Annotated in this window: 25 protein-coding genes and 1 other annotated feature; of the genes, 8 read left to right on the forward strand and 17 right to left on the reverse strand. The window is 56.2% G+C overall.

What is annotated here, in order from left to right; all coding sequences use genetic code 11:
- Nucleotides 1-16: 16 nt before the first annotated feature.
- Nucleotides 17-1,447 carry an alanine/glycine:cation symporter family protein gene (locus PGR23_RS20065; RefSeq protein ID WP_396279940.1) on the forward strand — a complete coding sequence of 477 codons (1,431 nt, stop codon included), beginning with the start codon at nt 17-19 and terminating at the stop codon, nt 1,445-1,447.
- A gap of 77 nt (nt 1,448-1,524) precedes the next feature.
- Nucleotides 1,525-2,298: a peroxide stress protein YaaA gene (gene yaaA, locus PGR23_RS20070; RefSeq protein WP_045395869.1), complete on the forward strand. Its 774-nt coding sequence runs from the start codon at nt 1,525-1,527 to the stop codon at nt 2,296-2,298.
- Nucleotides 2,299-2,336: 38 nt separating this feature from the next.
- Here yaaA and PGR23_RS20075 read toward each other — a convergent pair whose 3' ends face one another.
- From PGR23_RS20075 to yjjY, 7 genes are all read right to left on the reverse strand, one after another.
- Nucleotides 2,337-2,642: a DUF2502 domain-containing protein gene (locus PGR23_RS20075; RefSeq protein ID WP_047078007.1), complete on the reverse strand. Its 306-nt coding sequence runs from the start codon at nt 2,640-2,642 to the stop codon at nt 2,337-2,339.
- A 194-nt stretch (nt 2,643-2,836) separates the two neighbouring features.
- Nucleotides 2,837-4,117, reverse strand: coding sequence for a threonine synthase (gene thrC / locus PGR23_RS20080; RefSeq protein ID WP_049060232.1), 1,281 nt, complete (start codon nt 4,115-4,117; stop codon nt 2,837-2,839).
- A gap of 3 nt (nt 4,118-4,120) precedes the next feature.
- Nucleotides 4,121-5,050, reverse strand: coding sequence for a homoserine kinase (thrB, locus tag PGR23_RS20085; RefSeq protein ID WP_045395879.1), 930 nt, complete (start codon nt 5,048-5,050; stop codon nt 4,121-4,123).
- Nucleotide 5,051: 1 nt separating this feature from the next.
- Nucleotides 5,052-7,514: a bifunctional aspartate kinase/homoserine dehydrogenase I gene (thrA, locus tag PGR23_RS20090; protein WP_045395882.1), complete on the reverse strand. Its 2,463-nt coding sequence runs from the start codon at nt 7,512-7,514 to the stop codon at nt 5,052-5,054.
- A gap of 25 nt (nt 7,515-7,539) precedes the next feature.
- Nucleotides 7,540-7,658 (reverse strand) — a sequence feature (Thr leader region).
- Entirely contained in the window at nt 7,597-7,665 is a 69-nt protein-coding gene (thrL, locus tag PGR23_RS20095; RefSeq protein WP_004222578.1) for a thr operon leader peptide, read from the reverse strand. It overlaps the preceding feature by 62 nt.
- Nucleotides 7,666-7,875: 210 nt before the next feature.
- On the reverse strand, nt 7,876-8,562 hold the full coding sequence (locus PGR23_RS20100; RefSeq protein ID WP_396279941.1) for a tRNA/rRNA methyltransferase: 687 nt from the start codon (nt 8,560-8,562) through the stop codon (nt 7,876-7,878).
- Between the two features lie 395 nt (nt 8,563-8,957).
- Nucleotides 8,958-9,098 carry a protein YjjY gene (gene yjjY, locus PGR23_RS20105; RefSeq protein WP_001541509.1) on the reverse strand — a complete coding sequence of 47 codons (141 nt, stop codon included), beginning with the start codon at nt 9,096-9,098 and terminating at the stop codon, nt 8,958-8,960.
- A gap of 95 nt (nt 9,099-9,193) precedes the next feature.
- On the opposite strand from yjjY, the gene arcA reads away from it, so the two are divergent.
- On the forward strand, nt 9,194-9,910 hold the full coding sequence (gene arcA / locus PGR23_RS20110) for a two-component system response regulator ArcA (RefSeq protein ID WP_002887843.1): 717 nt from the start codon (nt 9,194-9,196) through the stop codon (nt 9,908-9,910).
- A gap of 65 nt (nt 9,911-9,975) precedes the next feature.
- Here arcA and creD read toward each other — a convergent pair whose 3' ends face one another.
- The 4 genes from creD to creA are packed head-to-tail and all read right to left on the reverse strand — an operon-like array spanning nt 9,976 to nt 13,990.
- Nucleotides 9,976-11,331 carry a cell envelope integrity protein CreD gene (gene creD, locus PGR23_RS20115; protein ID WP_396279942.1) on the reverse strand — a complete coding sequence of 452 codons (1,356 nt, stop codon included), beginning with the start codon at nt 11,329-11,331 and terminating at the stop codon, nt 9,976-9,978.
- A 59-nt stretch (nt 11,332-11,390) separates the two neighbouring features.
- A complete protein-coding gene (gene creC / locus PGR23_RS20120) occupies nt 11,391-12,815 on the reverse strand; it encodes a two-component system sensor histidine kinase CreC (RefSeq protein WP_396279943.1) in 1,425 nt (474 codons plus the stop codon).
- Entirely contained in the window at nt 12,815-13,504 is a 690-nt protein-coding gene (gene creB, locus PGR23_RS20125) for a two-component system response regulator CreB (protein WP_045395896.1), read from the reverse strand. Before creB ends, creC begins: the two co-directional genes overlap by 1 nt.
- Nucleotides 13,505-13,516: 12 nt before the next feature.
- Complete coding sequence (gene creA, locus PGR23_RS20130) at nt 13,517-13,990, reverse strand: protein CreA (protein ID WP_020079661.1); 474 nt, start codon at nt 13,988-13,990, stop codon at nt 13,517-13,519.
- A 208-nt stretch (nt 13,991-14,198) separates the two neighbouring features.
- On the opposite strand from creA, the gene robA reads away from it, so the two are divergent.
- Nucleotides 14,199-15,068, forward strand: a complete 870-nt coding sequence (gene robA / locus PGR23_RS20135) for an MDR efflux pump AcrAB transcriptional activator RobA (RefSeq protein WP_047065121.1) — start codon at nt 14,199-14,201, stop codon at nt 15,066-15,068.
- On the opposite strand, the gene gpmB is transcribed toward robA, so the two are convergent.
- Complete coding sequence (gene gpmB, locus PGR23_RS20140) at nt 15,065-15,712, reverse strand: 2,3-diphosphoglycerate-dependent phosphoglycerate mutase GpmB (protein ID WP_015368369.1); 648 nt, start codon at nt 15,710-15,712, stop codon at nt 15,065-15,067. The two genes, robA and gpmB, sit on opposite strands and share 4 nt — an antisense overlap.
- Nucleotides 15,713-15,825: 113 nt before the next feature.
- On the opposite strand from gpmB, the gene yjjX reads away from it, so the two are divergent.
- Nucleotides 15,826-16,341, forward strand: a complete 516-nt coding sequence (gene yjjX, locus PGR23_RS20145; RefSeq protein WP_045395903.1) for an inosine/xanthosine triphosphatase — start codon at nt 15,826-15,828, stop codon at nt 16,339-16,341.
- Here the strand turns inward: yjjX and trpR are convergent.
- Nucleotides 16,328-16,654: a trp operon repressor gene (gene trpR, locus PGR23_RS20150; RefSeq protein WP_015368371.1), complete on the reverse strand. Its 327-nt coding sequence runs from the start codon at nt 16,652-16,654 to the stop codon at nt 16,328-16,330. The two genes, yjjX and trpR, sit on opposite strands and share 14 nt — an antisense overlap.
- Before the next feature lie 87 nt (nt 16,655-16,741).
- Nucleotides 16,742-18,679, reverse strand: coding sequence for a murein transglycosylase (gene sltY / locus PGR23_RS20155; protein WP_047043908.1), 1,938 nt, complete (start codon nt 18,677-18,679; stop codon nt 16,742-16,744).
- 219 nt (nt 18,680-18,898) lie between these two features.
- On the opposite strand from sltY, the gene ettA reads away from it, so the two are divergent.
- The gene (gene ettA, locus PGR23_RS20160) at nt 18,899-20,566 is read left to right on the forward strand and encodes an energy-dependent translational throttle protein EttA (RefSeq protein ID WP_023291900.1); all 1,668 of its coding nucleotides are present in this window, start codon (nt 18,899-18,901) and stop codon (nt 20,564-20,566) included.
- Nucleotides 20,567-20,905: 339 nt separating this feature from the next.
- On the opposite strand, the gene nadR is transcribed toward ettA, so the two are convergent.
- The 3 genes from nadR to serB form a co-directional block, all read right to left on the reverse strand.
- Nucleotides 20,906-22,138: a multifunctional transcriptional regulator/nicotinamide-nucleotide adenylyltransferase/ribosylnicotinamide kinase NadR gene (nadR, locus tag PGR23_RS20165; protein WP_045395907.1), complete on the reverse strand. Its 1,233-nt coding sequence runs from the start codon at nt 22,136-22,138 to the stop codon at nt 20,906-20,908.
- A 67-nt stretch (nt 22,139-22,205) separates the two neighbouring features.
- A complete protein-coding gene (radA, locus tag PGR23_RS20170) occupies nt 22,206-23,588 on the reverse strand; it encodes a DNA repair protein RadA (protein ID WP_015368375.1) in 1,383 nt (460 codons plus the stop codon).
- A 9-nt stretch (nt 23,589-23,597) separates the two neighbouring features.
- A complete protein-coding gene (gene serB, locus PGR23_RS20175) occupies nt 23,598-24,569 on the reverse strand; it encodes a phosphoserine phosphatase (RefSeq protein WP_015704324.1) in 972 nt (323 codons plus the stop codon).
- Nucleotides 24,570-24,673: 104 nt separating this feature from the next.
- Between serB and PGR23_RS20180 the strand changes: the two genes are divergently transcribed.
- Nucleotides 24,674-25,306, forward strand: a complete 633-nt coding sequence (locus PGR23_RS20180) for a YtjB family periplasmic protein (protein WP_015368377.1) — start codon at nt 24,674-24,676, stop codon at nt 25,304-25,306.
- 17 nt (nt 25,307-25,323) lie between these two features.
- Nucleotides 25,324-26,340: a lipoate--protein ligase LplA gene (gene lplA, locus PGR23_RS20185; RefSeq protein WP_315712555.1), complete on the forward strand. Its 1,017-nt coding sequence runs from the start codon at nt 25,324-25,326 to the stop codon at nt 26,338-26,340.
- The last annotated feature ends 48 nt before the right edge of the window (nt 26,341-26,388 follow it).

Below are 26,388 nucleotides of genomic sequence, written 5' to 3' on the forward strand. Positions count from 1 at the left end.
GACAAGAGGACGTTTAATGCCTGATTTTCTCTCGTTTATCAATGAAATACTCTGGGGCTCGGTAATGATTTATCTATTACTGGGCGCCGGTATTTGGTTCACCTGGCGAACGCAATTTGTGCAGTTCCGTTATATTCGTCAGTTTGGCAAAAGCCTTAAAAAAAGCCTCCGCCCGCAGCCCGGCGGCTTAACGTCTTTTCAGGCGCTGTGCACCAGTCTGGCGGCGCGCGTCGGCAGCGGTAATCTGGCGGGCGTGGCGTTAGCGATTGCCGCCGGCGGCCCCGGCGCGGTGTTCTGGATGTGGGTCTCCGCGCTACTCGGTATGGCCAGTAGCTTCGCTGAATGCTCGCTTGCCCAATTGTACAAAGAGCGCGATAGCGCAGGCCAGTTCCGCGGCGGCCCGGCGTGGTATATGGCTCGCGGCCTTGAGATGCGCTGGATGGGCGTGGTCTTCTCGATTCTACTTCTGCTTGCCTACGGGGTGATTTTCAATACCGTGCAGGCCAACTCGGTGGCGCACGCCATGGCCTATGCCTTCGATTTTCCGATGGTCGCCGTCGGCGCCGCGCTGGCCGCCGCGACGCTGTTAATCATCGTTCATGGATTACGCGGCGTGGCGCGATTGATGCAGTGGTTTGTCCCGCTGATGGCCCTGCTGTGGGTGGGCGCCAGCCTGTTGATTGGCCTCTGGCACTTCTCCGCCCTACCCGCGGTCTTTGAAACCATCTTCCGCTGCGCTTTCGGCTGGCAGGAAGCGGCGGCGGGCGCGGTGGGCTATACCATCAGCCAGGCGCTTACCGGCGGTTTTCAGCGCGGGATGTTTTCCAATGAAGCGGGGATGGGCTCCACGCCAAACGCCGCCGCCGCCGCGGCTTCATGGCCGCCGCATCCGGCGGCGCAAGGCATCGTCCAGATGATTGGCGTCTTTATTGATACCATCGTTATCTGTACCGCCAGCGCGGTGATTATCCTGCTGGCGCCGCGCGAAAACCGCGATAATGTGGTCAGTGGGATTCAAACCATGCAGCACGCGATGGGCGATCTCATTGGCAGTTGGGGTCCTGGTCTGGTGGCTGCCGTACTACTGCTTTTCGCTTTCAGTTCGATTGTCGCCAATTATATTTATGCCGAAAATAATCTGATCTTCCTGCGGCTCACTAAGCCGCTGCATATCTGGACGCTCCGGGTCATTACCGTATTCATGGTACTGGCAGGCACTCTGGTAAGCCTGCCGGTGGTCTGGCAATTGGCGGATATTATTATGGCGCTGATGGCTATCACTAACTTAACGGCGATTTTGCTGCTGTCGCCAACGGTACGGATCCTCGCCAGCGATTATCTGCGCCAGCGTAAACTCGGCGTACAGCCGGTCTTCGATCCCGCTCGCTATCCGGAAATTCAGCAACATCTGGCGCCAGGCGCCTGGGATGAGATACCGCGTGAATAGCGCGGTAATCGCAGCAATCGCTCCCACCGTACTCTTTTTTTGTTAAAATTCGTCGAAATTCCCTGCAAGGACTGGATATGCTGATTCTGATTTCACCTGCTAAAACGCTCGATTATCAAAGCCCGCTGGCAACGACGCGCTATACTCAGCCCGAACTCCTGGAGTATTCTCAACAGCTTATCGGTATCGCCCGTAAGCTGACGGCGCCGCAAATCGGTAAGCTGATGAGCATCAGCGATAAGCTTGCCGACCTCAACGCCACCCGTTTTCACGACTGGCATCCGGACTTTACCCCGCAGAATGCCCGTCAGGCGATACTGGCCTTCAAAGGCGACGTTTATACCGGACTGCAGGCTGAAACCTTTAGCGAAGCGGATTTCGATTTCGCCCAGCAGCATCTGCGTATGTTATCCGGGCTTTACGGCGTGTTGCGTCCGCTGGATTTGATGCAGCCTTATCGTCTGGAGATGGGCATCAAGTTGGAAAATCCGCAGGGCAAAGATTTGTATCATTTCTGGGGCGATGTCATTACCGATAAGCTCAATCAGGCGCTGCAGGCGCAGGGCGACGATATCGTTATCAACCTGGCATCCGATGAGTATTTTAAATCGGTAAAACCGAAAAAATTGCAGGGACAGTTGATTAAGCCGGTATTCCTCGATGAGAAAAACGGCAAATTCAAGGTGATCAGCTTCTATGCCAAAAAAGCGCGCGGCCTGATGAGCCGCTTTATCATAGAGAACCGTTTAACCCGTCCGGATCAACTGCAGGAGTTTGATAGCGAAGGTTATTTCTTTGATGCGCAGGCATCGGAGAACGGCGAACTGGTGTTTAAACGCCACGAGCAGTAAGCCTGAATGCCCCCGGTATGGCGCCGGGGGCGGAACGATTAGTCGTCGTGGTGATGCCGCTCGTGGCCATGACCATGATGGCCTTGATCGTCATCGTCATCGTCATCGCGATCGTGGCGGCGATAATCATCATGCGGACGCCAGCGGTCGTCGCGCCAGTCATAATGGCTCGCCCACCAGTCATGATCGCGCCAGCGATCGCCGTCCCAGTAGCGTCCATAATCATCACGGTCGCCGATTTGCAGCTTCACCGCCGGGATCAGGGTAATTTCATCTGCATGAACCAACGCAGGAGCGACCAGCAGCAGAGAAAGCGCCAGCAAAACAGGTTTCAGCATTGTCATAAGCAACCCCTTCTATTCGCCCCCATCATGGGTCGATAACAAAATATTAACCCTGCAAAACTACCCTGTTTATTCTCCGCAATCTGAATTTATGCTCTTCCGCATTTATTGGTCAGTTTTACACAATCTCTCCATTTTCGGGCGTAAAAAAACCGGGCGCGGAGCCCGGTTTAACGAACAGCGGAATGGCAATGCTAGCCCATCATCAGCTTACGCAGCGCGGCGAAGTCGGCTGGGAGATTGTGCGAGAGCAGCGGCAGGTCGGCGCGGTCGGCCAGTTCTTTCGGCAGCGGCAACGTCTCCTGTAGGATCTCTTCTACGCTCTCTTTGAATTTAGCCGGATGCGCCGTTCCGAGGAATAACCCATATTCTCCCGGCTGCAGCTGGTCGCGCAACGCGCGATAGGCAATGGCCGCATGCGGTTCCGAGGTATAGCCGATGGCTTTCAATTCACGCATGGTCGCTTTAGTAGTTTCATCATCCACCGCAGCATAGCCCAGTTCATTCAGACGCCATATTTTACGGCGGAATAACTCCTCCACGCGCGGCCAGTTGTTCGGTTGGCTGACGTCCATCGCGTTAGACAGGGTCGCCTGCGTCGCCTTCGGCGCCCAGTTGCCATCCTGCAGGAAGCGCGGCACGGTGTCATTGGCGTTGGTCGCGGCAATAAAACGCTTAATCGGCAGCCCCAGCGATTTCGCCAGCAGGCCGGCAGTAAGATCGCCGAAGTTGCCGCTTGGCACCGACACCACCAGCTGATTGCGGGCTTCCTGAGGCAATTGCGCGACCGCCTCGAAGTAGTAGCAGATCTGCGCCAGCAGGCGGCTGATGTTAATAGAGTTGGCGGAGTTGAGGCCAAGCGCGACCTTCAGCTCTTCATCGTCAAACGCCTGCTTAACCAGCGCCTGACAGGCGTCGAAGTCGCCGTCAATCGCCACGGTTTCGATATTGCCGCCCAGGGTACAGAACAGCTTCTCCTGCAGCGGGCTGATCTTACCGCGCGGATAGAGGATAACCACTTTGACGTTCGGCAGGCCGTAGAAGGCGTGCGCCACGGCCGCGCCGGTGTCGCCGGAGGTCGCGGTCAGAATCGTCACCGGCTTATCGCCCGCGATATGCGTCAGCATTTGGGCCATAAAGCGGCCACCAAAGTCTTTAAACGCCAGCGTCGGACCGTGGAACAGTTCCAGGCAGCCGATATCATCCTGTACTTGACTTACCGGCGCCGGGAAGGCGAACGCCGCGGCAACGCGGGCCTGTAGTTCATTCTGCGGGATCTCGTCGCCAATAAAGGCCGACAGGATTTTCGCGCTGCGGGTCACGAAATCCTGTTCCAGCATTTCGTCGATTTCGGTCAGGTTGAATTCCGGCAGATCGTGCGGAAAGAACAGCCCCTGTTGTTTGCCAAGCCCTTGCGTCACGGCCTGCGCGAAGCTGACCTGTTCGTTATGATCTTTTAAGTTATACAGTTTCATCACTTATCCCACTACTCGAGCGCCCGCCGTGTCCAGCCGGCAAATATGAACGAAGCCTTCCTGATTTTGCAGATAATGCGCGGCCAGCCAGTCGGCGACGCGCTGCGCGGTGTCCGGTTTATCGCACAACGCGAACAGCGTCGGGCCGGAGCCGGAGATACCGCAAGCCTGCGCGCCGATCTCCATCGCCGCCTGACGCGCTTCACTGAAGCCCGGCAGCAGTTTGGTACGGTACGGTTCGGCGATAACATCTTTCATTAACTTTGCCGCCAGCTGCGGCTGACGGCTATAGCAGGCGTGAATAAACCCTGCAAGGTGACGACCGTGGGCGATACAGTCCTGGCGGCGATACTGCGCCGGAAGAATCGCACGCGCTTCGGCGGTAGAGACCTTAATCCCCGGATAGGCCAGCACCCACAACCATTCATCAAAACCCGGGATCTGCTGGCTGATGATGCCATTTTCTTCGATCATCAGTTGCATACCGCCAAGGTAGCAGGGTGCCACGTTATCATAGTGAACGCTGCCGGAGATGCGCCCTTCCATCTCGCCCATCAGCGCCAGCATTCGGGTTTCATTCAGCGGCTTACCACAAAACTCATTCATTGCCACCAGCGCGGCGACCACCGAACAAGCGCTGGAGCCAAGGCCCGAGCCGATCGGCATATTTTTTTCCAGGGTCATCGCCACCGGAACCGTTTTACCGATCTCGCGGCAAAAGGCTTCCCAGCATTGATAAACGATATTTTCCTGCGGCGCCGACGGTAATTTGCCGGCGAAGCGGCCTACATTACGTAGGCTAAACTCCGCCGCCGTCTCTACCGAGACGTTATCCCCCAGCAAGGTGCCGTCAACCGGCGTCACCGCCGCTCCCAGCACATCAAAACCGACGCTCATATTGGCACTGGAAGCCGGGGCGTATACTTTGACCATCTTAAACTCCTAACTTCCATGACAGGGTGCGTAGCAGGTCGGCGAACACGCCAGCCGCCGTCACGTCATTCCCCGCGCCATAGCCGCGCAGCACCAGCGGCAGAGGCTGATAATAGTGGCTGTAAAATGCCAACGCGTTCTCGCCGTTTTTCACCTTGAACAGCGGATCGTTGCCGTCGACTTCGGCGATTTTCACCCGGCAGACGCCATCTTCTTCAATATTGCCGACGTAGCGTAAGACTTTACCCTCGTCGCGCGCTTTAGCAACCCGCGAGGCGAATTGATCGTCAAGCGTCGGCAGTCGCGCCATAAAGCTTTCGACATCGCCGCTGGCGTCGAAGTCGGCAGGCAGCGCAGGCTCAACGATAATATCCGAGAGCTCCAGCTCGCGCCCGGTTTCGCGGGCAAGGATCAGCAGCTTGCGCGCCACATCCACGCCGGAAAGATCGTCGCGCGGGTCCGGTTCGGTATAGCCCATCTCGCGCGCCAGTTTAGTGGCTTCAGAAAGGCTCATGCCCTCATCCAGCTTACCAAAAATAAAGGAAAGCGAGCCGGAGAGGATCCCGGAAAAATGCACCAGCTCATCACCAGCGTTCAGCAGGTTCTGCAGGTTTTCAATGACCGGCAGACCCGCGCCGACGTTGGTGTCGTAGAGGAACTTGCGCCGCGAGCTGCTGGCGGCGTGACGCAACTGGTGATAGTAATCCAGCGAAGAGGTATTGGCCTTTTTATTCGGCGTCACCACATGGAAACCTTCACGCAGGAAGTCAGCGTACTGATCGGCCACCGCCTGGCTGGAGGTACAATCGACGATAACCGGGTTCAGCAGGTGATACTCTTTCACCAGACGGATTAAACGGCCCAGATTAAAGGGCTCTTTCGCTTCCGCGAGTTCGCTACGCCAGTTTTCCAGATTCAAGCCATGGACGTTCGTCAGCAGCGCCTGTGAATTGGCGACGCCGCATACGCGCAGATCGATATGCTTGCCCTTCAACCAGCTCTGCTGGCGCTTAATCTGTTCGATTAACGCGCCGCCGACGCCGCCGACGCCAATCACGAAGACTTCGATGACCTGGTCGGTGTTAAACAGCATCTGATGCGTGACGCGCACGCCGGTAGTCGCGTCGTCGTTGCTGACGACCACCGAAATTGAACGCTCGGAAGAGCCCTGGGCAATCGCCACGATATTAATATTGGCGCGCGCCAGCGCGGCGAAGAATTTCGCCGAGATACCGCGCAGCGTGCGCATTCCATCGCCCACGACGGAGATGATCGCCAGCCGCTCCATGATTGACAGCGGCTCCAGCAGCCCTTCTTTCAGTTCGAGATAAAATTCCTCTTCCATCACACGCTTCGCCCGCGCGCTGTCGCTTTGCGGCACGCAGAAGCTGATGCTGTATTCCGAAGAAGACTGGGTAATCAGCACCACGGAGATACCGGCGCGGGACATGGTGGCGAAAACGCGCGCCGCCATACCGACCATGCCTTTCATTCCCGGCCCGGAAACGTTGAACATGGCCATATTGTTAAGATTAGAGATCCCTTTTACCGGCAGGCCGTCTTCATCAAGGCTGGCGCCGATAAGCGTACCCGGCGCCTGCGGATTACCGGTATTTTTAATCAGGCAGGGGATCTGGAACTGGGCAATGGGAGCAATAGTGCGCGGATGCAGTACCTTAGCGCCGAAATAGGAGAGCTCCATCGCTTCCTGATAAGACATGGATTTCAGCAGACGCGCATCCGGTACCTGACGCGGGTCGCAGGTATAAACGCCATCAACGTCGGTCCAGATTTCGCAGCAGTCGGCGCGCATACAGGCTGCCAGCACGGCAGCAGAGTAATCAGAACCATTACGCCCGAGAACCACCAGCTCACCCTTTTCGTTACCGGCGGTAAAGCCGGCCATCAGCACCATGTGGTCTGCCGGGATTTGGCTGGCGGCGATACGGCGGGTAGATTCAGCAATATCAACAGTGGATTCAAGGTAGTGGCCGACGGCCAACAGTTTTTCGACCGGATTAATCACGCTGACCTTGTGGCCGCGCGCTTCCAGCAGCGCCGCCATGATAGCGATAGAGAGCTTTTCACCGCGGCAGATCAGCGAGGCATTAACGCCGTCCGGGCACTGGCCCAGCAGGCTGATACCGTGCAACACGTGTTTAATCTGCGCGAATTCCTGGTCTACGAAAGTTTTCAGCTGTGCGAGCGGGAAGCCTGGTTGAATGTCGGCCAGTCCCTGCAGCAGGTCGGCAAAAATGCGTTCAGCGTCGGCGATATTGGTAAGAGCGTCCTGACCGCTAATGGTTTTTTCAATCATTGCGACCAGATGGTTGGTGATTTTCGCCGGGGCAGACAGCACGGTCGCAACCTGCCCCTGCCTGGCATTGCTCTCCAGGATATCGGCAACCCGCAGAAAACGTTCTGCATTTGCCACTGATGTACCGCCGAACTTCAACACTCGCATGGTTCTTACCCCTTGATCTCTTGTCAAAAAAAAAGCCCGCACTGTTCAGGTGCGGGCTTTTTTCTGTTGTTTCCTGTACGCGTCAGCCCGCACCGTTACCTGTGGTAATGGTGGTGGTGATAATGGTGGTAATCATGCCGATGCGATTCATGGATGTTGTGTACTCTGTATTTTTATCTGTCTTGTGTCCTGCCTATATTGGTTAAAGTATCTGCCTGCTTAAGTCAACGAATTTCTAAATTGGCGACTTTTCAACCAACACCGTCATTACGCCACAGCGCCCCGATATTTCCGCCGCATTGCCAGACGGTTGCCGTTGAAATTAGTACATTCAACCATAAAAATTACTTATAACAGGATTTTATTCAGATAGTTTTTTTTCAATATCATGCAGCAATCGATGCAACATGGCGGTGTCGCGCTGTTGTAACAGGCCGATCCGCTGCTGTAGCCAGTCGGCCAGTTTTATGTCGTCATCGACACCCAAGCGTCCAAGTAGCGAAAGCGTCCGCTGACGTAGCGCCTGCAATTGTTTTTCGTCGGTTTCAGGCGCCTGAACCGCAGTCTGCTGCTGCAGCGAGCTCAGCTGATAGCAATACACCATTACCGACTGCCCAAGATTCAAGGAGGGATAATCGGCGACCATCGGCACGCCGGTAAGCACATCGGCCAGCGCCAGTTCATCGTTAGTTAATCCGGAATCTTCACGGCCAAAGACCAGCGCCGTATGTTTCATCCATTGTGCTTTTTCTTCCAGCAGCGGTAGCAACTGCTGCGGCGTGGCGTAGTAGTGAAAACGCGCGCGACTGCGGGCGGTAGTGGCGACGGTAAAGTCGACATCGTGCAGGGCCTGCTCAAGCGTCGGATAGGTTTTTATATTATCTAAAATATCTCCCGAACCATGCGCAACCCAGCGCGCGGCGGGCTGCAGATGCGCTTCGCTATCGACAATCCGCAGTTCGCTGAATCCCATGGTTTTCATCGCTCGCGCCGCCGCGCCGATGTTTTCAGCCCTCGCGGGGGCCACTAAAATGATCGATAAACGCATTATGCTTCCCTTATCCACTTACGCGGCGCGACTCTGCGGTCTCCCCCATTTTACGCGGCGAAAATTTACAAATTTGCAACAAAAATCACTAAAAATGAGCTTTATTACTCTTAAAAAAAACTAAACTGTTCACATTGGACACCAATACGGAGTATGTTAACAGAACGCATTTATCCATATGTTTGGCAATGATATTTCAGTTTTCATTTGTCTACGGGCTTTGGATTCATTGCATTTATTAATTCATAGCTGCAACTAATTGAGCTGTGTAAGAAATGTGACGATAAATCGCAAATCGATGCAATGATTTCACAAGACTGTTAACGTGCTACAATTGAACTTGATATATGTCAACGAAGCGTAGTTTTATTGGGTGTTCGGCCTCTCTTAGCCTGTTATGTTGCTGTTAAAATGGTTAGGATGACAGCCGTTTTTGACACCGTCGGGTCCAGAGGGAAAGTACCCACGACCAAGCTAATGATGTTGTTGACGTTGATGGAAAGTGCATCAAGAACGCAATTACGTACTTTAGTCATGTTACGCCGGACATGTTAATTTGTGGCATGTACCAGGCAGGTCAGGGACTTTGGTACTTCCTGTTTCGATTTAGTTGGCAATTTAGGTAGCAAACATGCAGACCCCGCACATTCTTATCGTTGAAGACGAGTTGGTAACACGCAACACGTTAAAAAGTATTTTCGAAGCAGAAGGTTATGATGTATTCGAAGCGACCGATGGCGCGGAAATGCATCAGATCCTGTCTGAAAATGATATCAACCTGGTGATCATGGATATCAACCTGCCAGGTAAAAATGGTCTTCTGCTCGCGCGTGAACTGCGTGAGCAGGCTGACGTCGCGCTGATGTTCCTTACCGGCCGCGACAACGAAGTTGATAAAATTCTTGGCCTCGAAATCGGCGCCGATGACTATATCACTAAACCGTTTAACCCGCGTGAACTGACTATCCGCGCGCGTAACCTGCTCTCCCGTACCATGAACCTGGGTACCGTGAGCGAAGAGCGTCGCAGCGTTGAGAGCTACAAGTTCAACGGTTGGGAACTGGATATCAACAGCCGTTCATTGGTGAGCCCAAACGGCGAGCAGTACAAGCTGCCGCGTAGCGAATTCCGCGCGATGCTGCACTTCTGCGAAAACCCGGGCAAAATCCAGTCACGCGCAGAGCTGCTGAAGAAAATGACCGGTCGCGAGCTGAAGCCGCATGACCGTACCGTGGACGTGACCATTCGTCGCATTCGTAAGCATTTCGAATCCACGCCGGATACTCCGGAAATCATCGCCACGATTCACGGTGAAGGTTACCGTTTCTGCGGCGATCTGCAGGAATAATTCTGGTTATCCCGCAGCTATAATGCAAAAACAGCGCCTTCTGGCGCTGTTTTTTTATGCTACTTTTACTTCCAGATACGTAGCGTGTCGTCATCCTTGCTTTGCGGTTTTTCCGGTTTGCTCTGCGGTAGAGATAAGGCATACCAGTCCACGCGGCGGGTCAGGAACATCAACGCGCACAGCGCCAGCAGTAGCACCCCGGTGCCGAGCAGCAGCGCGCTATCCTCAGAACGCAGCAGTAGCCACATCACGCCATCCAGCAGCAGCAGCGCCACGACGAATAACAGACTATTACGCCACCCTTTCAGTACCGCCTGTAAATAAATACCGTTGATTACCGCGCCAATCAGGCTGGCTATCGCCCAGGCTCGGGTAAAGCCAATATGCTCAGAGAGCGCCAGCAACACGAGGTAGAACATCACCAGCGATAAGCCGACCAGCAGATACTGCATCGGGTGCAGACGACGATGCGTCAGGCTCTCGAAAACGAAGAAGGCCATAAAAGTCAGTGCGATTAACAGGATGGCGTATTTAGTCGCCCGGTCGGTGAGCTGATATTGATCGGCCTGCGACATCACGTCCACGCTAAAGGCGGGTAAACGCGACCACTCAATATCGGTGTCATCGGCGAAATAGTTGCCCATATTGTTGGCAAACCAACTGCTCTGCCAGTGCGCGCTATAACCCGAGGCGCTCACTTCGCGTTTCGTAGGCAGGAATCTGCCAAGGAATCCTGGATGCGGCCAGTTACTGGTTAGCTGCAGCTCGCTGTTGCGGCCCAACGGTACAACGGAGAAGCCGCCGGTACCGTTAAGATTGAGGGTAAAAGCAATATCCAGCGGTTTATTGTCTGCGTTTAACGCCGGCATCGGCATATGAATACCTACCCCGCCGCCGTTCAATCCCAATCCCGGTTCAACGGTCAGTGCCGTACCGTCAATTACCGGCGCGTTGATCACGCCGATGCCGCGGGCATCGCTCACGCTAAGCACTAAAAACGGTTTTCCTAAATTGATATTTGCCTTTTGCAGCTCTTTCAGCCGCGAAGGATCGAACTGCGCCTGAATTTGCAGGGCATTATGCCAGACCTGCCCACTGTATATGCCGACTTTTCTCGACTCCACATTTTGCACACCGTTAACCGTCAGCGTTTCCGGTAGCCAGTAGTAGATCCAGCGACGCTGATATTCAACCTCTTTTTGGTTCTCCATACGAAATAGCGTCTCGGTCACCGGGATAGCAACCAGCGGCCCCGTCAGCTTTTGTGAACCGCTGGTACTGTGCTCTATCGCATCCACTACATCGCTGCGATAGTCCGCACGCTCGCTAATAAGCGCTCTGACCATCATCAGCGGCACGGACAACAGCAAAATACAGCCCAACAGCGTACTAATTTTCCAGAATAATGGTGATTTCATCATAGCCTTCTCCCTATCGTGATGGGCTCACTGTAGGGCGGCTATGTGCAGTGTGTTTGAAGCTATGTGAAGGGACGGTGAAGTTGTAGCGTCGCGACAACGCCGCCTTCAGGGCGATTACGCAGGCTAATATCACCCTGATGCAGACGCGCCACCTCACGCACAAACGCCAGTCCTAAACCGCTGCTCTTATGGCCATCTTCCCGCGGCAGCGAGTAAAAGCGTTCAAAGACGCGCGCCAGCGCAAAGTCAGGAATACCGCGACCGTTATCCGTCACGCTTAGCTGCGCCTCTTCGTGGCACGTCTCCACCGCCAGAGCGATTTCACCGCCGCGGGGGGTAAAGTCAATCGCATTATCGATAAGATTGCCCAGCGCCTGCGCCAGTAGTTCGCTATCGCCATTCACCGTTACCCCGCTCTTCTGCCAGCGCAGGGTGATGGCTTTCGCCTCCAGAGCAATGTCGCGTTCATCCACCAGACGTTGGAAAAGTGCATCAACCGAAACCAACTGCGGCGTTATCTCCAGCCGATTTTCCAGCCGCGCCTGTTGCAGCAGTTTTTCCACCAACAGCTGCATGCGGGTATTCTGCGCAAGAATATTTGCCGTGAAACGCGCGGCGACCTCAGGCGGCGGCCCCTCGCGCAAGATCTCTGCCGCACCGCGGATCGCCGCCAGCGGGCTTTTGAGTTCATGAGTGAGATCGTAGACATAGTTTTCGATCGCGTTCTTGCCTTCTAGCTTCACGCGCATGCTCTCCAGCGCCTGCGCCAGCTTGCTTAACTCGCTACTGCCGACGTTCGGCAGAGGCAACGGACGCTCGGCAGTCACCGAATCAGTGTAACGCACCAGTTTGCCAATAGAGAAGTTAATCCACCAGACCATCCCGGCGCCGATCAGTAAAGCAATCCCCAGCAGCGCGCCACCGGCCCACAATATCCGCCGCTCGCTGCGTTTAATCACCGGCGTCATTGCCAGATTAGGTTTACCAACGCTGACCACGCCGATGATACGCCCGTTATCCATCACCGGCGCGGCAATGTACATGACTGAGCTATTATCATCATTGGGGTCACTGCGCGAACTGCGGGCGCCGTACTGGCCGCGCAGGGTAAGCCAGACGTCATTCCAGCGCGAATAATCCTGGCCAACCGCTTCCCCACTGGAGTCAAACACCACCTTCCCCTGAGCATCCGTCAGATAGACGCGATACTCATTGCGCATTTTCCTGATACCGCTGATATTGGCGTTGATGGGCTGCTGATTAAGCGACTGAAAGGCCTGCGCCAGCCGCCCCTGCTGCGGATTTACCGAAAGAAGATCCTCCCGGGCCAGCGCCGCCAATAGCGTTGCGGTATCGTTAAGCGTGCCTTCCGTTGCCCGGCGCACGCCCGGTTTGACTTCCTGCACAAAGATAGAGAGCACAAACCACGCGGCAATGCCGACAATCAAGAAATACCCCAGTAACAGGCGCATCCCGATACGCATCAATAGCCCCCCAGGCTATAGCCCAGACCGCGATGCGTATTAATCGGGTTAATATCAGGATTCACCGCCCGCAGCTTGGCGCGTAGGGTTTTGATATGGGTATCGACGGTACGATCGATACTCTCGTAAGCATCGCTCCACACTCGCTCCATCAACTGCTGGCGAGAGAACACGCGACCGGGGGCGTTAATGAGGGTTTTCAACAGCAGGAATTCGTAACGCGTCAGGCTCAGCGGTTGACCGTACCAGCTAATTGTCATCGCCAGCTCATCCAACACGAACTCGCCAACGCGCACCACCGGCGAAGGGGTAGAAAATTTCTGCAGGCGACGCAGAACGGTACGCACCCGCGCGCAGACTTCGCGCGGCGAAAACGGTTTGGCGATGTAGTCGTCAGCGCCAATTTCCAGCCCCAGCAGCTTATCAACCTCTTCGCTGCGTGCGGTCAAAAACAGTACTGGCAATGCCTGATGGCGCGCCAGCAGTCGTCGGCATAGTTCAAAGCCGCTAATATCCGGCAAGCCGACGTCGAGGATCGCTAAATCCGGGCTCTGATGCAGCGCCGCATCAAGCGCGGGCAACCCGCGCTCGAAGACGGTCACGTCGAATCCTTCCTGCTGCAGCATGTAAACAAGGGTATCGGCGATACTCTGTTCATCCTCAACTAACCAAATCCGTGGCTGTTGCATTGTGACTCCCGTTTATTTATTCCACGGCATGATCGGCACGGCGCTGATGGCATTCTTCGGCGAGCCGTCGACCACTTTATCCGAATAGGTCAGGTACACCAGCGCATTGCGTTTAGCGTCATAGAAGCGTACGACCTGCAGTTTTTTGAACACCAGCGAGGTACGTTTCTGGAATACTACATCGCCCTGGCTTTTGCCGTTTTTGATTTTATCCGTCAACTCAATCGGCCCGACCTGCTGGCAGGAGATGGCGGCGTCTGAGGTATCTTCCGCCAGCCCCAGACCGCCTTTAATGCCGCCTGTTTTTGCCCGGCTAATATAGCAGGTGACGTTTTGTACATCGGGATCGTCGAAGGCTTCGACCACGATTTTATGATCCGGCCCCAGCCATTTAAATACCGTATCGACGGAGCCGATTTGCTCGGCGTGCGCCAGTTGGCCTGCGGCCAGCAAGAACAAACCTGCCACTAACTTCTTGTATTTCATATTGTTACCATTTCTTAAAATTCCGCTGCGTGATAATCACAAACGCTGTGGAAAAGGTTTAAAGATCACAGCTTTACAAAATTACCAACGATATCCACCAGATAATCGCATTTATAAGCAAAAAAAACACTGAATGCTAAAACATCAAAAAATGCTATTATCCGCTACCTTAATATAGGTACCTGAGTTTAAAGGATGGGGACATTTTATGGATCAAGCTGGGATTATTCGCGATCTCCTGAGCTGGCTGGAAGGTCACCTGGATCAGCCCCTCTCGTTGGATAATGTGGCGGCGAAGGCAGGTTATTCCAAGTGGCATTTGCAACGTATGTTTAAAGACGTCACGGGTCAAGCTATCGGTGCCTATATTCGCGCACGCCGTCTCTCCAAATCCGCCGTGGCGCTACGCCTGACCGCACGCCCGATTCTCGACATCGCGCTGCAGTATCGCTTCGATTCTCAACAGACGTTCACCCGCGCCTTTAAAAAACAGTTTAATTTGACCCCAGCGCTCTACCGCCGTTCTCCGGACTGGAGCTCGTTCGGTATGCGTCCGCCGCTGCGGCTCGGCGAATTTACCATGCCGAAGCATGAGTTTGTGACCCTGAGCACCACGCAACTGGTCGGCGTGACCCAAAGCTATACCTGTAAGCTTGAAGAGATTTCTGAATTCCGTAACCAGATGCGCGTTCAGTTCTGGCGCGAATTCCTCGGCAATGCGCCCAGCATTCCGCCAACGCTGTACGGCCTGCATGAACCGCGTCCAAGTCTGGAAAAAGATGACGAGCAGGAGGTGTTCTACACCACCGCGCTAACGCCGGAGTTGGCGAACGGGCACCTGCATAACTCTCATCCGGTGATTCTGGAAGGCGGCGAGTATGTAATGTTCACTTACGAAGGATTAGGCACCGGGCTGCAGGAGTTTATCCTGACGGTATACGGCACCTGTATGCCGATGCTGAACCTCACCCGCCGCAAAGGCCTGGATATTGAGCGCTTCTATCCGGAAGATGATAACCGGAACCAGGCCACGCCAATTCAGCTGCGCTGCGAATACCTGATTCCGATTCGTCGTTAACGCTGTAGTTCGTCCATCGCGGGGGCATCGAGATGCGAAACGTCCCCCGCGGTCTCCACCACCCATCCTGACGCCAGCCACGGGCTCTGCTGATAATCAACGCGTGAAATCGAACAGTTGCGCAGGCGCAGACGGCGCTCCGCATAAGCAGGCAGCCCGAGGATTGTGCTCACCAGACAGCCCAGAGCCATCCCATGACTCACCAGCAGCGGCCGGCTACCTGGCGGTAATTCCAGACAGGATGATAGCGCCGCGCGCATACGCTCGCTCAGCTCCTGCATGGATTCGCCCTGCGGTATGCGCCCATCCGGCGTACCGTTGACCAACTGACGGCGCCAGCCCTCTTCTTCCTCACTAAGCGAGTCGATATGGCGCTTCTCCAGCACCCCCATATCCAGCTCGCGCAGGCGCGGATCGGTAACGACGCCGCAGCCGCAGGCTTCAGCGATAATTTCTGCCGTGCGGCGGGTACGTCCGAGGTCGCTGGCGATAATATGGGTGATCCCCAACGTTCTGGCGCGCTCGCCCACCTGCCATGCCTGGCGCTCGCCGTGAGCGGTCAGTGGGCTATCGGACTGGCCTTGAATACGTCGCTCGGCGTTCCACTGCGTTTCACCGTGGCGAACAAGGTATACCTGTAACATGCTTATTTTCCGTTCTGAACCCTTCATCAATCGACGATCGGCGCTATCGGCTACCGCCAGAGTGATTTAGAGTATACTGCGATGACGTTAATTAATTCTGAGTTGTTTTGATTATGCACCATGTTGTCTCAGCTACCACTAATCCCGCCAAAATTCAGGCAATTCTGCAGGCTTTTAACGAGATCTTCGGCGAAGGATCCTGCCACATTGAGTCCGTCGCCGTCGAGAGCGGCGTGCCGGAACAGCCCTTCGGCAGCGAGGAAACGCGGGCTGGCGCACGAAATCGCGTCGCTAATGCCCGTATCGCGCAGCCGCAAGCCGATTTTTGGGTGGCGATAGAAGCCGGGATCGATGAAGGCAGCACCTTCAGTTGGGTGGTAATTGAGAGCCAGCAGCAGCGCGGCGAAGCGCGCTCGGCAACCCTGCCGCTGCCGGAAGTCATTCTTGCGCAGGTTCGCGCCGGGGAAGCGCTGGGGCCGGTCATGTCGCAGCATACCGGTATCGATGAGATAGGCCGCAAAGAGGGCGCTATTGGCGTCTTTACCGGCGGCAAGCTGACGCGCAGCAGCGTCTACCATCAGGCGGTCGTGCTGGCACTCAGCCCATTCCATAACGCTATTTATCGTTAAGCAGGGTCTGTTCCAGCCACTGGCGTAGCTCTACCGGCGCCGATTTCAGGCTATTCGAACCGCGGGTAATGGTGGCAATACCGGCGCCGAGTTCGTTTTTCAACTCGCGCTGGCTCATCTCGCCGCGCAGCAACTCTTCAATAATACGCACCCGGGTGCCCAGCGCTTCGCGCTCGTCGGGCGTCAGCATCAGCTGCAGTAACGGCAGGTGAAGGTCTTCGGCGTAAGCTTGCTGCAGCAGCGCCACGAAACGTAGCCACTCCTGATGACGTTGTTCGGCCACGGCCGCTGAATAGGGAGATTGTTGGGTCATGTTACGTCGCCATGTTGAGACGGGCAGCCAGGCTGCCCGTCGAATGTACTCATCAACGAGTACAAAGAATAACATACTTCCGAACAATCAGTAACGCTGTTGCCATTCGGCGTCGCTCAGCAAGTTATCCTGCTTGCCCATAAAGTAGCGGTAATAGGCATCGTAAGAGAGGACGTTTTTTACATAGCCGCGGGTTTCCGAGAACGGAATACTCTCGACAAATGCCACCGCATCGATGCGCCCGGCGCTATTGCCCTGCCAGGTTCGCACGCGTCCAGGCCCGGCGTTATAGGCGGCGGAAGCGTAAATACGGTTATTGCCGAACTGCTGGTAGACGTACTGCAGATAGCTGGTACCAATGTTGATGTTGGTTTCCGGATCCAGCAGCTGCGACGGGCCGCTATAGCCAGGAATGCTGAACATGCTAACGGTATGCGTCGCGGTGCCCGGCATAATCTGCATCAAGCCGCTGGCGCCGACCGGTGAACGCACTTTCGGGTTCCAGGCGCTCTCCTGACGCGCAATCGCCATCGCGTAGCTCTGCGGAATATCTTTGCCGCTAATATAACGCGCGAACAGATCGTTGTACGCCAGCGGGAAGCGCTCTTCCAGCTGATCCCACAATTTACCGGCGATCGTCGCCTGTACGCTAAGATCCCACCAGTGTTGATCAAAAGCGTAACGCGCCAGCTGCGCCTGCTGCGATTTGGTCCGGCTGCTCACCAGGTTCGCCCATTCGCTGCGCGCGGTGTTGTCCATGTTCCAGTACATCAGCTCGCGAACGCGCGCCATCTCAGGGCCAGAGGCCAGCGCCGGGTCGATAGTGCCGGAGGCTTTATCAATGCGGAAGGTGTACTCTTCGCCCAGACGCTGAGCGGCAACCATCGGATAGAAGCCGCGCTGCTGCATCAGCGAATGCAAGATGGCTTTCGCTTCGTCATCGCGCCCGCGCTCCAGCAGCAGATCCGCCTGCCAGTAGCGCCACTCGTCTTTCTCTTTCGCCTCCATCGGCAGACGCGCCAGCCAGGTGTTCAGCCCATGACGATCGCCGTTGCCGAGCGCCATACGAACCCGGCGTTCCACAAGCGGGGTCGATTGCGAACGCATGATCGCGTCATCGCGCCACTCCGCCTGCGCTTCGGTCACATCGCTGCCCATCAGGCGCCAGGCGACGATATCGCGCAGCTCCTGGGTTTGATCCTCATTCAACTGCTGCGCCTGCACCAGCGATGGGATCATCAGACGGGCGTTTTCCACATCCTGACGCGCGACGCTGGCAAAAGCGACCGCCGCCATCTGGCGGGTAAAGTCGGTGGCCCCGGTGGTGCGGGCAAAGGTCATCACGCTATTAGGATCGTTGGCCAACGCCACCACTGCCGAAGAGATGCTCTGATAGTTTGACGGCATCTGCTGAGCAAGCACGCGGACCAGGCTGGTATTGCCGGCCTTCATCGCCAGGCGGATTCGTTCGAGATAGGCCAGCGGATCCTGCTGCCCGGAATCGCGCCATGCGCTAAACAGCGGATCGCAGGCATTTGGCTGGCTCTTACCGGTCAGCCACAGCTCTTTCGCCCCGCTCCACGCTTCCTGCGATTGGCCGACGCTGAGTTTAGCGTAGTAGTAGTTACACTGCGCTTCGGTTGTCGCCGGTTTATCCGGGCTGAACGCCAGTAAGCCTCGCCAGTCGGTACGCCGCGCCAACTCATTAACAAAGCGTGATTTCAGCGAACGCGCCGCCGGTAGCGTCGGGTTCGCCGCAATGAAATTAGTGACCACCAGCGGCGGCTGGTTCATCAGGTCATCGGTAATTTGTCGATATTGCAGGTAGGGATACAGCGGATAGCTGCTGAGCGTGGGCATCAACTGGTTGACGACATCCATCTGGCGGTTGTCCCACGCCTGTTTAATTTGAGCATAGCGGCTGCGCTGTTCATCCAGTGAATCCGCATGCGCCAGCTGGCTTAGCGTCAGCAGACTCACGCCGGCAGCCAGAAGACGCCATGCCGTAGTTTTGGCTTTTTCCACAAGCTCTTCCTCTAGTTTGGTGCATCACCGCGGCATCGTGCCGCTTCAAAAAAATCAGGTATTGCTTAGTTATGCTAATCAGACAACTGAAAACATGCCATGTCCTGAACATTTTTTTACGCTTCTGTGAATCCTGTCGCCTCGCTGGGATTACCGCGCGAAAAAGGCTACACTTCGCCTTTGAACTATCTATCAGAATAGAAAGAGGCGAAGTCCAACGTGGCTCAATTCGTTTATACCATGCATCGTGTCGGCAAAGTGGTTCCGCCGAAACGTCATATTTTGAAAAATATCTCCCTCAGTTTCTTCCCTGGCGCGAAAATCGGTGTTCTCGGTCTGAACGGCGCCGGTAAATCTACCCTGCTGCGCATCATGGCCGGTATCGACACCGAGATCGAAGGTGAAGCGCGCCCGCAGCCCGGGATCAAAATCGGCTACCTGCCGCAGGAGCCGCAGCTGAATCCGGAGCACACCGTACGCGAATCCGTTGAAGAAGCGGTCGCCGAAGTGGTTAACGCGCTGAAAGGCCTGGACGAAGTTTATGCCAAATACGCCGAGCCGGATGCGGACTTCGATAAGCTTGCCGCGCAACAGGGCAAGTTCGAAGAGATCATCCAGGCGCACGACGGCCATAACCTGAACGTGCAGCTGGAGCGTGCGGCCGATGCCCTACGCCTGCCGGACTGGGATGCGAAAATCGCCAATCTTTCCGGTGGTGAACGCCGCCGCGTCGCGCTGTGCCGCCTGCTGCTGGAAAAACCAGACATGCTGCTGCTCGACGAACCGACCAACCACCTCGACGCCGAGTCCGTCGCCTGGCTGGAGCGCTTCCTGCACGATTTCGAAGGCACCGTAGTGGCGATTACCCACGACCGTTACTTCCTCGATAACGTCGCCGGCTGGATCCTCGAGCTTGACCGCGGCGAAGGTATTCCGTGGGAAGGCAACTACTCCTCCTGGCTGGAGCAGAAAGATCAGCGTCTGGCGCAGGAAGCTTCTCAGGAAGCCGCACGCCGCAAATCTATCGAGAAAGAACTCGAGTGGGTTCGCCAGGGCGCGAAAGGCCGTCAGTCTAAGGGCAAAGCTCGTCTGGCGCGCTTTGAAGAGCTTAACAACGTCGAATACCAGAAACGTAACGAGACCAACGAACTGTTCATTCCGCCAGGAGCGCGTCTGGGCGATAAAGTTCTGGAAGTCAGCAATCTGCGCAAATCTTACGGCGACCGCGTACTGATTGACGATCTGAGCTTCTCCGTACCGAAAGGCGCTATCGTTGGTATCATCGGTCCGAACGGCGCGGGTAAATCCACCCTGTTCCGCATGATGTCCGGCCAGGAACAGCCTGATTCCGGCACCATCACGCTGGGTGAAACCGTTAAGCTGGCCTCCGTCGATCAGTTCCGCGATGCGATGGACAACAGCAAGACCGTTTGGGAAGAAGTGTCCGGCGGCCTGGATATCATGAAGATCGGCAACACAGAGATGCCAAGCCGTGCCTACGTTGGCCGCTTTAACTTCAAAGGCGTCGACCAGGGCAAACGCGTTGGCGAGCTGTCCGGCGGTGAACGCGGTCGTCTGCACCTGGCGAAGCTGCTGCAGGTCGGCGGTAACGTACTGCTGCTCGATGAACCAACCAACGACCTGGATATCGAAACCCTGCGCGCGCTGGAAAACGCCCTGCTGGAGTTCCCGGGCTGCGCCATGGTTATCTCGCACGACCGCTGGTTCCTTGACCGTATTGCGACCCACATTCTGGATTACCAGGATGAAGGTAAAGTTGAGTTCTTCGAAGGTAACTTTACCGAGTACGAAGAGTACAAGAAACGCACCCTCGGCGCCGATGCGCTGGAGCCGAAGCGTATCAAGTACAAACGTATCTCAAAATAAAATACAAAAAGGCAACGCAAGTTGCCTTTTTTAATGTTTGCTCCCTCGCCCTATGGGAGAGGGTCGGGGTGAGGGTAAGGTAAATGTAAAAAGGCAACGCAAGTTGCCTTTTTTAATGTTTGCTCCCTCTCCCATTGGGAGAGGGTTGGGGTGAGGGTAAGGTAAATGTAAAAAGGCAACGCAAGTTGCCTTTTTTAATGTTTGCTCCCTCTCCCATTGGGAGAGGGCCGGGGTGAGGGTAAGGTAAATGTAAAAAGGCAACGCAAGTTGCCTTTTTTAGTGTTTGCTCCCTCTCCCATTGGGAGAGGGTTGGGGTGAGGGCTACAGCCCGCAGAGCTTCTACCCCTGCTCGCCCATCAGCTGCTTCACCAGCTCAACGCAGCGCAGGAACCGGGCGTCGTAGTCCGACTCTTCCACGTGGACGAACTCGATGCCGTTTTCTTTCAGCAGCGACACCAGCAACGTCTGAAACTCTTTGCGATCTACCGAACTACCGAGGCTACGCAGCCCATCGGCCACCCACGGCGTGTTGTTCTCCAGCAGGATCACCAGATCAAAGCGGTATTCATCGATTAACGCCTGCACGAACGGATGCTCGCGGCCTTCGTACTTCAGGCAGAAGGCCTGAGTGCTGACGAAGTCGGTATCGATAAACGCCACCTTATTGGCATACTTCACCGCGAAATCAATGTACTGTGCATGCCCCAGCGCGATTTTATCGTAATCGGAATACTGCAACGCCATTTCATCGCCGCCGAGGTGTGAAAAGACGTAATCGCGGCCGTATTCCCAGGCGCTGGTGGTATTGAAGATATTGGCGAGCTTATTCACCAGCGTCGATTTACCGCTCGACTCGCCGCCTAGGATCGCCACCGTACGCACAAAGAACGGTTTTACTTCGGTCGGAATATATTCCCAATAGCGGAACGGGTTTTCGCGGATCTGGCCGCCGCTGATACTCATGAAGGTTCGCTTCGGATCGATAAGCACGGTTTCGATCCCCAGATGCTCCAGATACTGCGGCGCATCGGCCTCTTCCGAGGTGTAGATCCAGTTAGGTTCGATCCCTTTCTCGCTCATGAAGGCGCGGATCCCGCGGCTCCAGACGTCCCAACCGTGCGGGTACGGCTCCATCCCCTCTTCGTTGAAGGCATGGATGCGAATGTTTTTTTGATATTTAAAGGTTTGCAGCAGCCAGCGCAGACGATCGGGAACCGTCGGCTGTTGCGACATGGCGCTCTCTTCGAACAGCTCGCGGTCGCGAGTGTCGTCATAGCCCATGATGATATGAAGCTCATCGACCTGGCTACAGGCGCGCTGAATCAGGTAAATATGCCCGGTATGCAGCGGATAAAATTTACCAAAAACCACCCCGACGCTTTTCTGTTTGCGCGGGAATTCAAGGCCGAGGAAGCGGTGTAAGGCTTCGAGTTTCTGGGCGCTCGGGCTTTTGATTTTCGCGTTTAATAGCTGACTGAGATAACCTTTGGTCATCCCGCTGGCTTCCGCCACCTGCTGCAGCGTACAACCCTTTTGCTTAATGGCGTTTTTCAGATAGTCGAATGACGACATAGTTTATGCGTGCCTCCTGCAAACTCGGGTTTGATCCCCGTCATACCCTGAAGTATGACGGGTATCATTATAAGTCGTCAAAAACGCTCAGCGCATCGGCCAGTTTTTTCACGCCAAAGATTTGCATCCCTTCCGGCGCTTTTTTAGGCACGTTGGCCGCAGGTACGATGGCGCGACGGAACCCGTGCTTCGCCGCCTCGGAAATACGTTCCTGGCCGCTTGGCACCGGGCGAATTTCACCGGCTAATCCGACTTCGCCAAAGACCACCAGATCCTGCGGCAACGGGCGATCGCGCAGGCTCGAAACCATCGCCAGCAGCAGCGCCAGGTCGGCGCTGGTTTCAGTGACTTTGACCCCGCCAACCACGTTAACGAAGACGTCCTGATCGGCCATCTGCAGGCCGCCATGACGGTGCAGCACCGCCAGCAGGATCGCCAGACGGTTCTGCTCCAGGCCTACCGCGACGCGACGCGGATTAGACATCATCGAGTGATCGACCAGCGCCTGGATCTCAACCAGCAGCGGACGGGTGCCTTCCCATACCACCATGACCGAGCTGCCAGAGGTGACTTCATCGCCGCGGCTGAGGAAGATGGCGGAGGGGTTGCTGACTTCGCGCAGGCCCTGCTCGGTCATCGCGAAGACGCCGAGTTCATTGACCGCGCCAAAGCGGTTTTTATGGCTGCGCAACGTGCGGAAACGGGAATCCGCATCGCCGTCCAGCAGCACCGAGCAGTCAATACAGTGTTCCAGTACTTTCGGACCGGCCAGCGAGCCGTCTTTGGTGACGTGGCCGACCATCACAATCGCCACGCCGCGAGTTTTGGCAAAGCGCGTCAGATAGGCCGCGGTTTCGCGTACCTGGGCCACGCTCCCCGGCGACGACTGGACATCAGCCATATGCATCACCTGGATGGAGTCGATGACCATCAGCTGAGGCTTTTCTTCATCGGCGATCTGGCAGATTTGCTCGATGCTGGTCTCCGAGAGCATATTCAGGTTCGCCGTCGGCAGCCCGAGACGATGCGCGCGCATCGCGACCTGCTGCAGGGATTCTTCCCCGGTGACGTACAGCGTTTTCATTCCTTCCGCCAGCTTGCAGAGCGTTTGCAGCAGCAGCGTCGATTTCCCGGCGCCGGGGTTGCCGCCGATTAGAATGGCGCTACCCGGTACCACGCCGCCGCCGAGCACGCGGTCGAACTCTTTAAATCCGGTGGAGAAACGCGGCAGCGCCTCCAGGCTTATCTCCGACAGCTTCTGTACCTTCGACACGCCGGCATTACCGGCGTAACCTGACAGACGCTCGTTTCTCGCCACCTGCGGCGAGGCGGCGATGCGCATCTCGGTGATGGTGTTCCAGGCATGACAGGCGCTGCACTGCCCCTGCCAGCGCGGATAATCCGCACCACATTCATTACAGACAAATGCGCGTTTTGGAGCTTTCGCCACGTTAACCTCTTACTTTTGATTCATGCTGCCGGAGAGAATACAGAATACCCCCATCAGGTCAGCGTGGCGGATGGTGACTTCCGCCTGTTCATTGACTTTTGGTTTCGCATGATAGGCAATGCCGAGGCCTGCCGCCTTGATCATCGGCAGATCGTTGGCGCCATCGCCAATCGCCACGGTTTGCGCCGGCGGAATCTCATATTTTTCCGCCAGTTTACGCAGAGTATTGGCTTTATATTTGGCATCGACAATGTCGCCGATAACGTTGCCGGTGAGCTTGCCGTCCATGATTTCCAGCTCGTTGGCGAATACCGCGTCGAGATGCAGCTTATCGCGCAGGTATTCGGCAAAGAAGGTAAAGCCGCCGGAGGCGATGGCTACCTTCCAGCCCAGCGTTTCCAGCTTCAGCACCAGTTGCGTCAGCCCCGGCATCAGCGGCAGCGCTTCCCGCACCTGCAGCAGGATGTTCGCGTCGGCGTCTTTCAGGGTGGCGACGCGCTGGCGCAGGCTGGCGGTGAAGTCGAGCTCGCCGCGCATCGCGCGTTCGGTCACTTCCGAAACCAGCTCGCCGGTGCCGGCAAGCTTAGCAATTTCATCGATACATTCGATCTGAATCGCCGTGGAGTCCATATCCATCACCAACAGGCCCGGCGTGCGCAGATGCGGGATTTTGCCCAGCGGCGCGACGTCCAGCCCGGCTTCATGGGCCAGGCGTGTGGCGCGCTGCGTCAGCGAGCCCGCCAGACGGATCACCTGATAGTCTTCCACGACCCAGGAAGAGACGATAACCAGCGCCGCGCCGAGTTCGCGCTGCCACGCCGTCAGCCGACGTTTATCGAGACCGCGACCATACAGCAGCCAGCCGCTGCGCCCGGCGTGATAATCCAGCGGCATGACCTCGTCGCCGCTCAGGGAAAGCGGCAACCCAGGCCACAAGGAAACATCTTCGGGCAGGTCGCACCAGGTCAAACTGTTAGGCATTACGGCTCCACATCTCTTCATTCAGGCGAGGAAAATAACGCATGAGGCTACCTTGTAACCAGCGCTTCTGGCAACATTAAGCTGCAAATTTTCAAAGGTGGAATATGGTACGAGCAAAACTGAAATTCCGACTGCATCGCGCCGTCATTGTTCTGATCTGTCTCGCGCTTCTCGTCGCGCTGATGCAGGGCGCCTCGTGGTTCAGTCAGAATAGCCAAAAGCAGCGTAATCCGCAGCTGGAAGAGCTGGCGCGGACGCTGGCGCAGCAGGTTACGCTGAACCTGGCGCCGCTGATGCGCAGCGAAACGCCCGACGAAAAGCGCATTACCCGCTTGCTGGAACAGCTGACGGATAAAAGTCGGGTGCTCGATGCCGGGGTATATGATGAACAAGGCGATTTGGTGGCTCGCTCCGGCGAAAGCGTTGATGTGCGCGACCGCCTGGCGCTGGATGGCAAAAAAGCCGGCGGCTACTTTAACCAGCAAATCGTCGAGCCGATCCTCGGCAAAAACGGCCCGGTCGGCTATCTGCGCCTGACGCTGGATACCCACACGTTGGCGACCGAGGCGAAACAGGTGGATAATACCACCAATATCTTACGCCTGATGCTGCTGTTGTCGCTGGCCATCGGCGTGGTGCTGACCCGCACGTTGCTGCAGGGCAAACGTACCCGCTGGCAGCAATCGCCCTTCCTGCTCACCGCGAATAAGCCCGTCCAGGACGAAGATAAAGATTAACCAGACAAGGATATCCTATGCCGACGCTCCGCCTGCTGCTCTCCGACTCCTACGACCCCTGGTTTAACCTCGCGGTCGAAGAGTGTATTTTCCGCCAGATGCCGGCCACCCAACGGGTGCTGTTTCTGTGGCGCAACGCCGATACCGTGGTTATTGGTCGCGCGCAGAATCCGTGGAAGGAGTGCAATACCCGGCGCATGGAAGAAGATAACGTGCGGCTGGCCCGACGCAGCAGCGGCGGCGGCGCGGTATTCCACGACCTCGGCAACACCTGCTTTACCTTTATGGCGGGTAAACCGGAATACGACAAAACCGTCTCCACCGCTATCGTGCTGGCGGCGTTGAATTCGCTCGGCGTAACGGCTGAAGCCTCCGGGCGCAACGATCTGGTGGTCAAAACCGACAACGGCGACCGCAAAGTTTCCGGGTCCGCCTATCGCGAAACGATGGACCGCGGTTTTCATCACGGCACCCTGCTACTGAACGCCGACCTAAGCCGTCTCGCTAACTACCTCAATCCGGACAAGAAAAAGCTGCAGGCCAAAGGCATTACCTCAGTGCGCGGGCGCGTAGCGAACCTGGTTGAGCTGCTGCCGGGTATCACCCATCAGCAAATTTGCGAAGCCATTCAGGAAGCATTCTTCAGCCATTACGGCGAGCGGGTAGAGGCGGAAGTCATATCGCCGGACAATACGCCGGATCTGCCGAATTTTGCCGAGACCTTCGCTCGCCAGAGCAGCTGGGAGTGGAACTTCGGTCAGGCGCCCGCTTTCTCCCACCTGTTGGATGAGCGCTTTCGCTGGGGCGGCGTCGAGCTGCATTTTGACGTGGAAAAAGGCCATATCACCCGCGCCCAGGCTTTTACCGATAGCCTGAATCCGGCGCCGCTGGAGGCGCTGGCGGCACGCTTAGTCGGCAGTCAGTATCGGGCGGAGGTCCTGCAGCAGCAGTGTGAGGCGTTGATTAGAGATTACCCTGAACAGGAAGCGGAACTGAAAGAACTGTCGGCGTGGATGGCTGGCGCGGTGCGCTAATAAAAAAGCCCGCTGCGCTTAGCGGGCCTGGGAAACCGTAGGCCGGGT

Origin of the sequence: Klebsiella sp. 141162, assembly GCF_050600755.1 — a bacterium.
Classification (GTDB): domain Bacteria; phylum Pseudomonadota; class Gammaproteobacteria; order Enterobacterales; family Enterobacteriaceae; genus Klebsiella; species Klebsiella aerogenes.

What these genes read in the sequence shown, in the direction of transcription:
- creA (WP_020079661.1), bottom strand. Translation starts at nt 13,990, where the DNA reads ATGAAATACAAGAAGTTAGTGGCAGGTTTGTTCTTGCTGGCCGCAGGC.
- PGR23_RS20100 (WP_396279941.1), bottom strand. Translation starts at nt 8,562, where the DNA reads ATGCGTTTATCGATCATTTTAGTGGCCCCCGCGAGGGCTGAAAACATC.
- arcA (WP_002887843.1), top strand. Translation starts at nt 9,194, where the DNA reads ATGCAGACCCCGCACATTCTTATCGTTGAAGACGAGTTGGTAACACGC.
- PGR23_RS20075 (WP_047078007.1), bottom strand. Translation starts at nt 2,642, where the DNA reads ATGACAATGCTGAAACCTGTTTTGCTGGCGCTTTCTCTGCTGCTGGTC.
- serB (WP_015704324.1), bottom strand. Translation starts at nt 24,569, where the DNA reads ATGCCTAACAGTTTGACCTGGTGCGACCTGCCCGAAGATGTTTCCTTG.
- thrC (WP_049060232.1), bottom strand. Translation starts at nt 4,117, where the DNA reads ATGAAACTGTATAACTTAAAAGATCATAACGAACAGGTCAGCTTCGCG.
- nadR (WP_045395907.1), bottom strand. Translation starts at nt 22,138, where the DNA reads ATGTCGTCATTCGACTATCTGAAAAACGCCATTAAGCAAAAGGGTTGT.
- robA (WP_047065121.1), top strand. Translation starts at nt 14,199, where the DNA reads ATGGATCAAGCTGGGATTATTCGCGATCTCCTGAGCTGGCTGGAAGGT.
- PGR23_RS20180 (WP_015368377.1), top strand. Translation starts at nt 24,674, where the DNA reads ATGGTACGAGCAAAACTGAAATTCCGACTGCATCGCGCCGTCATTGTT.
- yjjY (WP_001541509.1), bottom strand. Translation starts at nt 9,098, where the DNA reads ATGACTAAAGTACGTAATTGCGTTCTTGATGCACTTTCCATCAACGTC.
- yjjX (WP_045395903.1), top strand. Translation starts at nt 15,826, where the DNA reads ATGCACCATGTTGTCTCAGCTACCACTAATCCCGCCAAAATTCAGGCA.
- gpmB (WP_015368369.1), bottom strand. Translation starts at nt 15,712, where the DNA reads ATGTTACAGGTATACCTTGTTCGCCACGGTGAAACGCAGTGGAACGCC.
- creC (WP_396279943.1), bottom strand. Translation starts at nt 12,815, where the DNA reads ATGCGTATCGGGATGCGCCTGTTACTGGGGTATTTCTTGATTGTCGGC.
- creB (WP_045395896.1), bottom strand. Translation starts at nt 13,504, where the DNA reads ATGCAACAGCCACGGATTTGGTTAGTTGAGGATGAACAGAGTATCGCC.
- thrA (WP_045395882.1), bottom strand. Translation starts at nt 7,514, where the DNA reads ATGCGAGTGTTGAAGTTCGGCGGTACATCAGTGGCAAATGCAGAACGT.
- yaaA (WP_045395869.1), top strand. Translation starts at nt 1,525, where the DNA reads ATGCTGATTCTGATTTCACCTGCTAAAACGCTCGATTATCAAAGCCCG.
- thrB (WP_045395879.1), bottom strand. Translation starts at nt 5,050, where the DNA reads ATGGTCAAAGTATACGCCCCGGCTTCCAGTGCCAATATGAGCGTCGGT.
- lplA (WP_315712555.1), top strand. Translation starts at nt 25,324, where the DNA reads ATGCCGACGCTCCGCCTGCTGCTCTCCGACTCCTACGACCCCTGGTTT.
- creD (WP_396279942.1), bottom strand. Translation starts at nt 11,331, where the DNA reads ATGATGAAATCACCATTATTCTGGAAAATTAGTACGCTGTTGGGCTGT.
- trpR (WP_015368371.1), bottom strand. Translation starts at nt 16,654, where the DNA reads ATGACCCAACAATCTCCCTATTCAGCGGCCGTGGCCGAACAACGTCAT.
- PGR23_RS20065 (WP_396279940.1), top strand. Translation starts at nt 17, where the DNA reads ATGCCTGATTTTCTCTCGTTTATCAATGAAATACTCTGGGGCTCGGTA.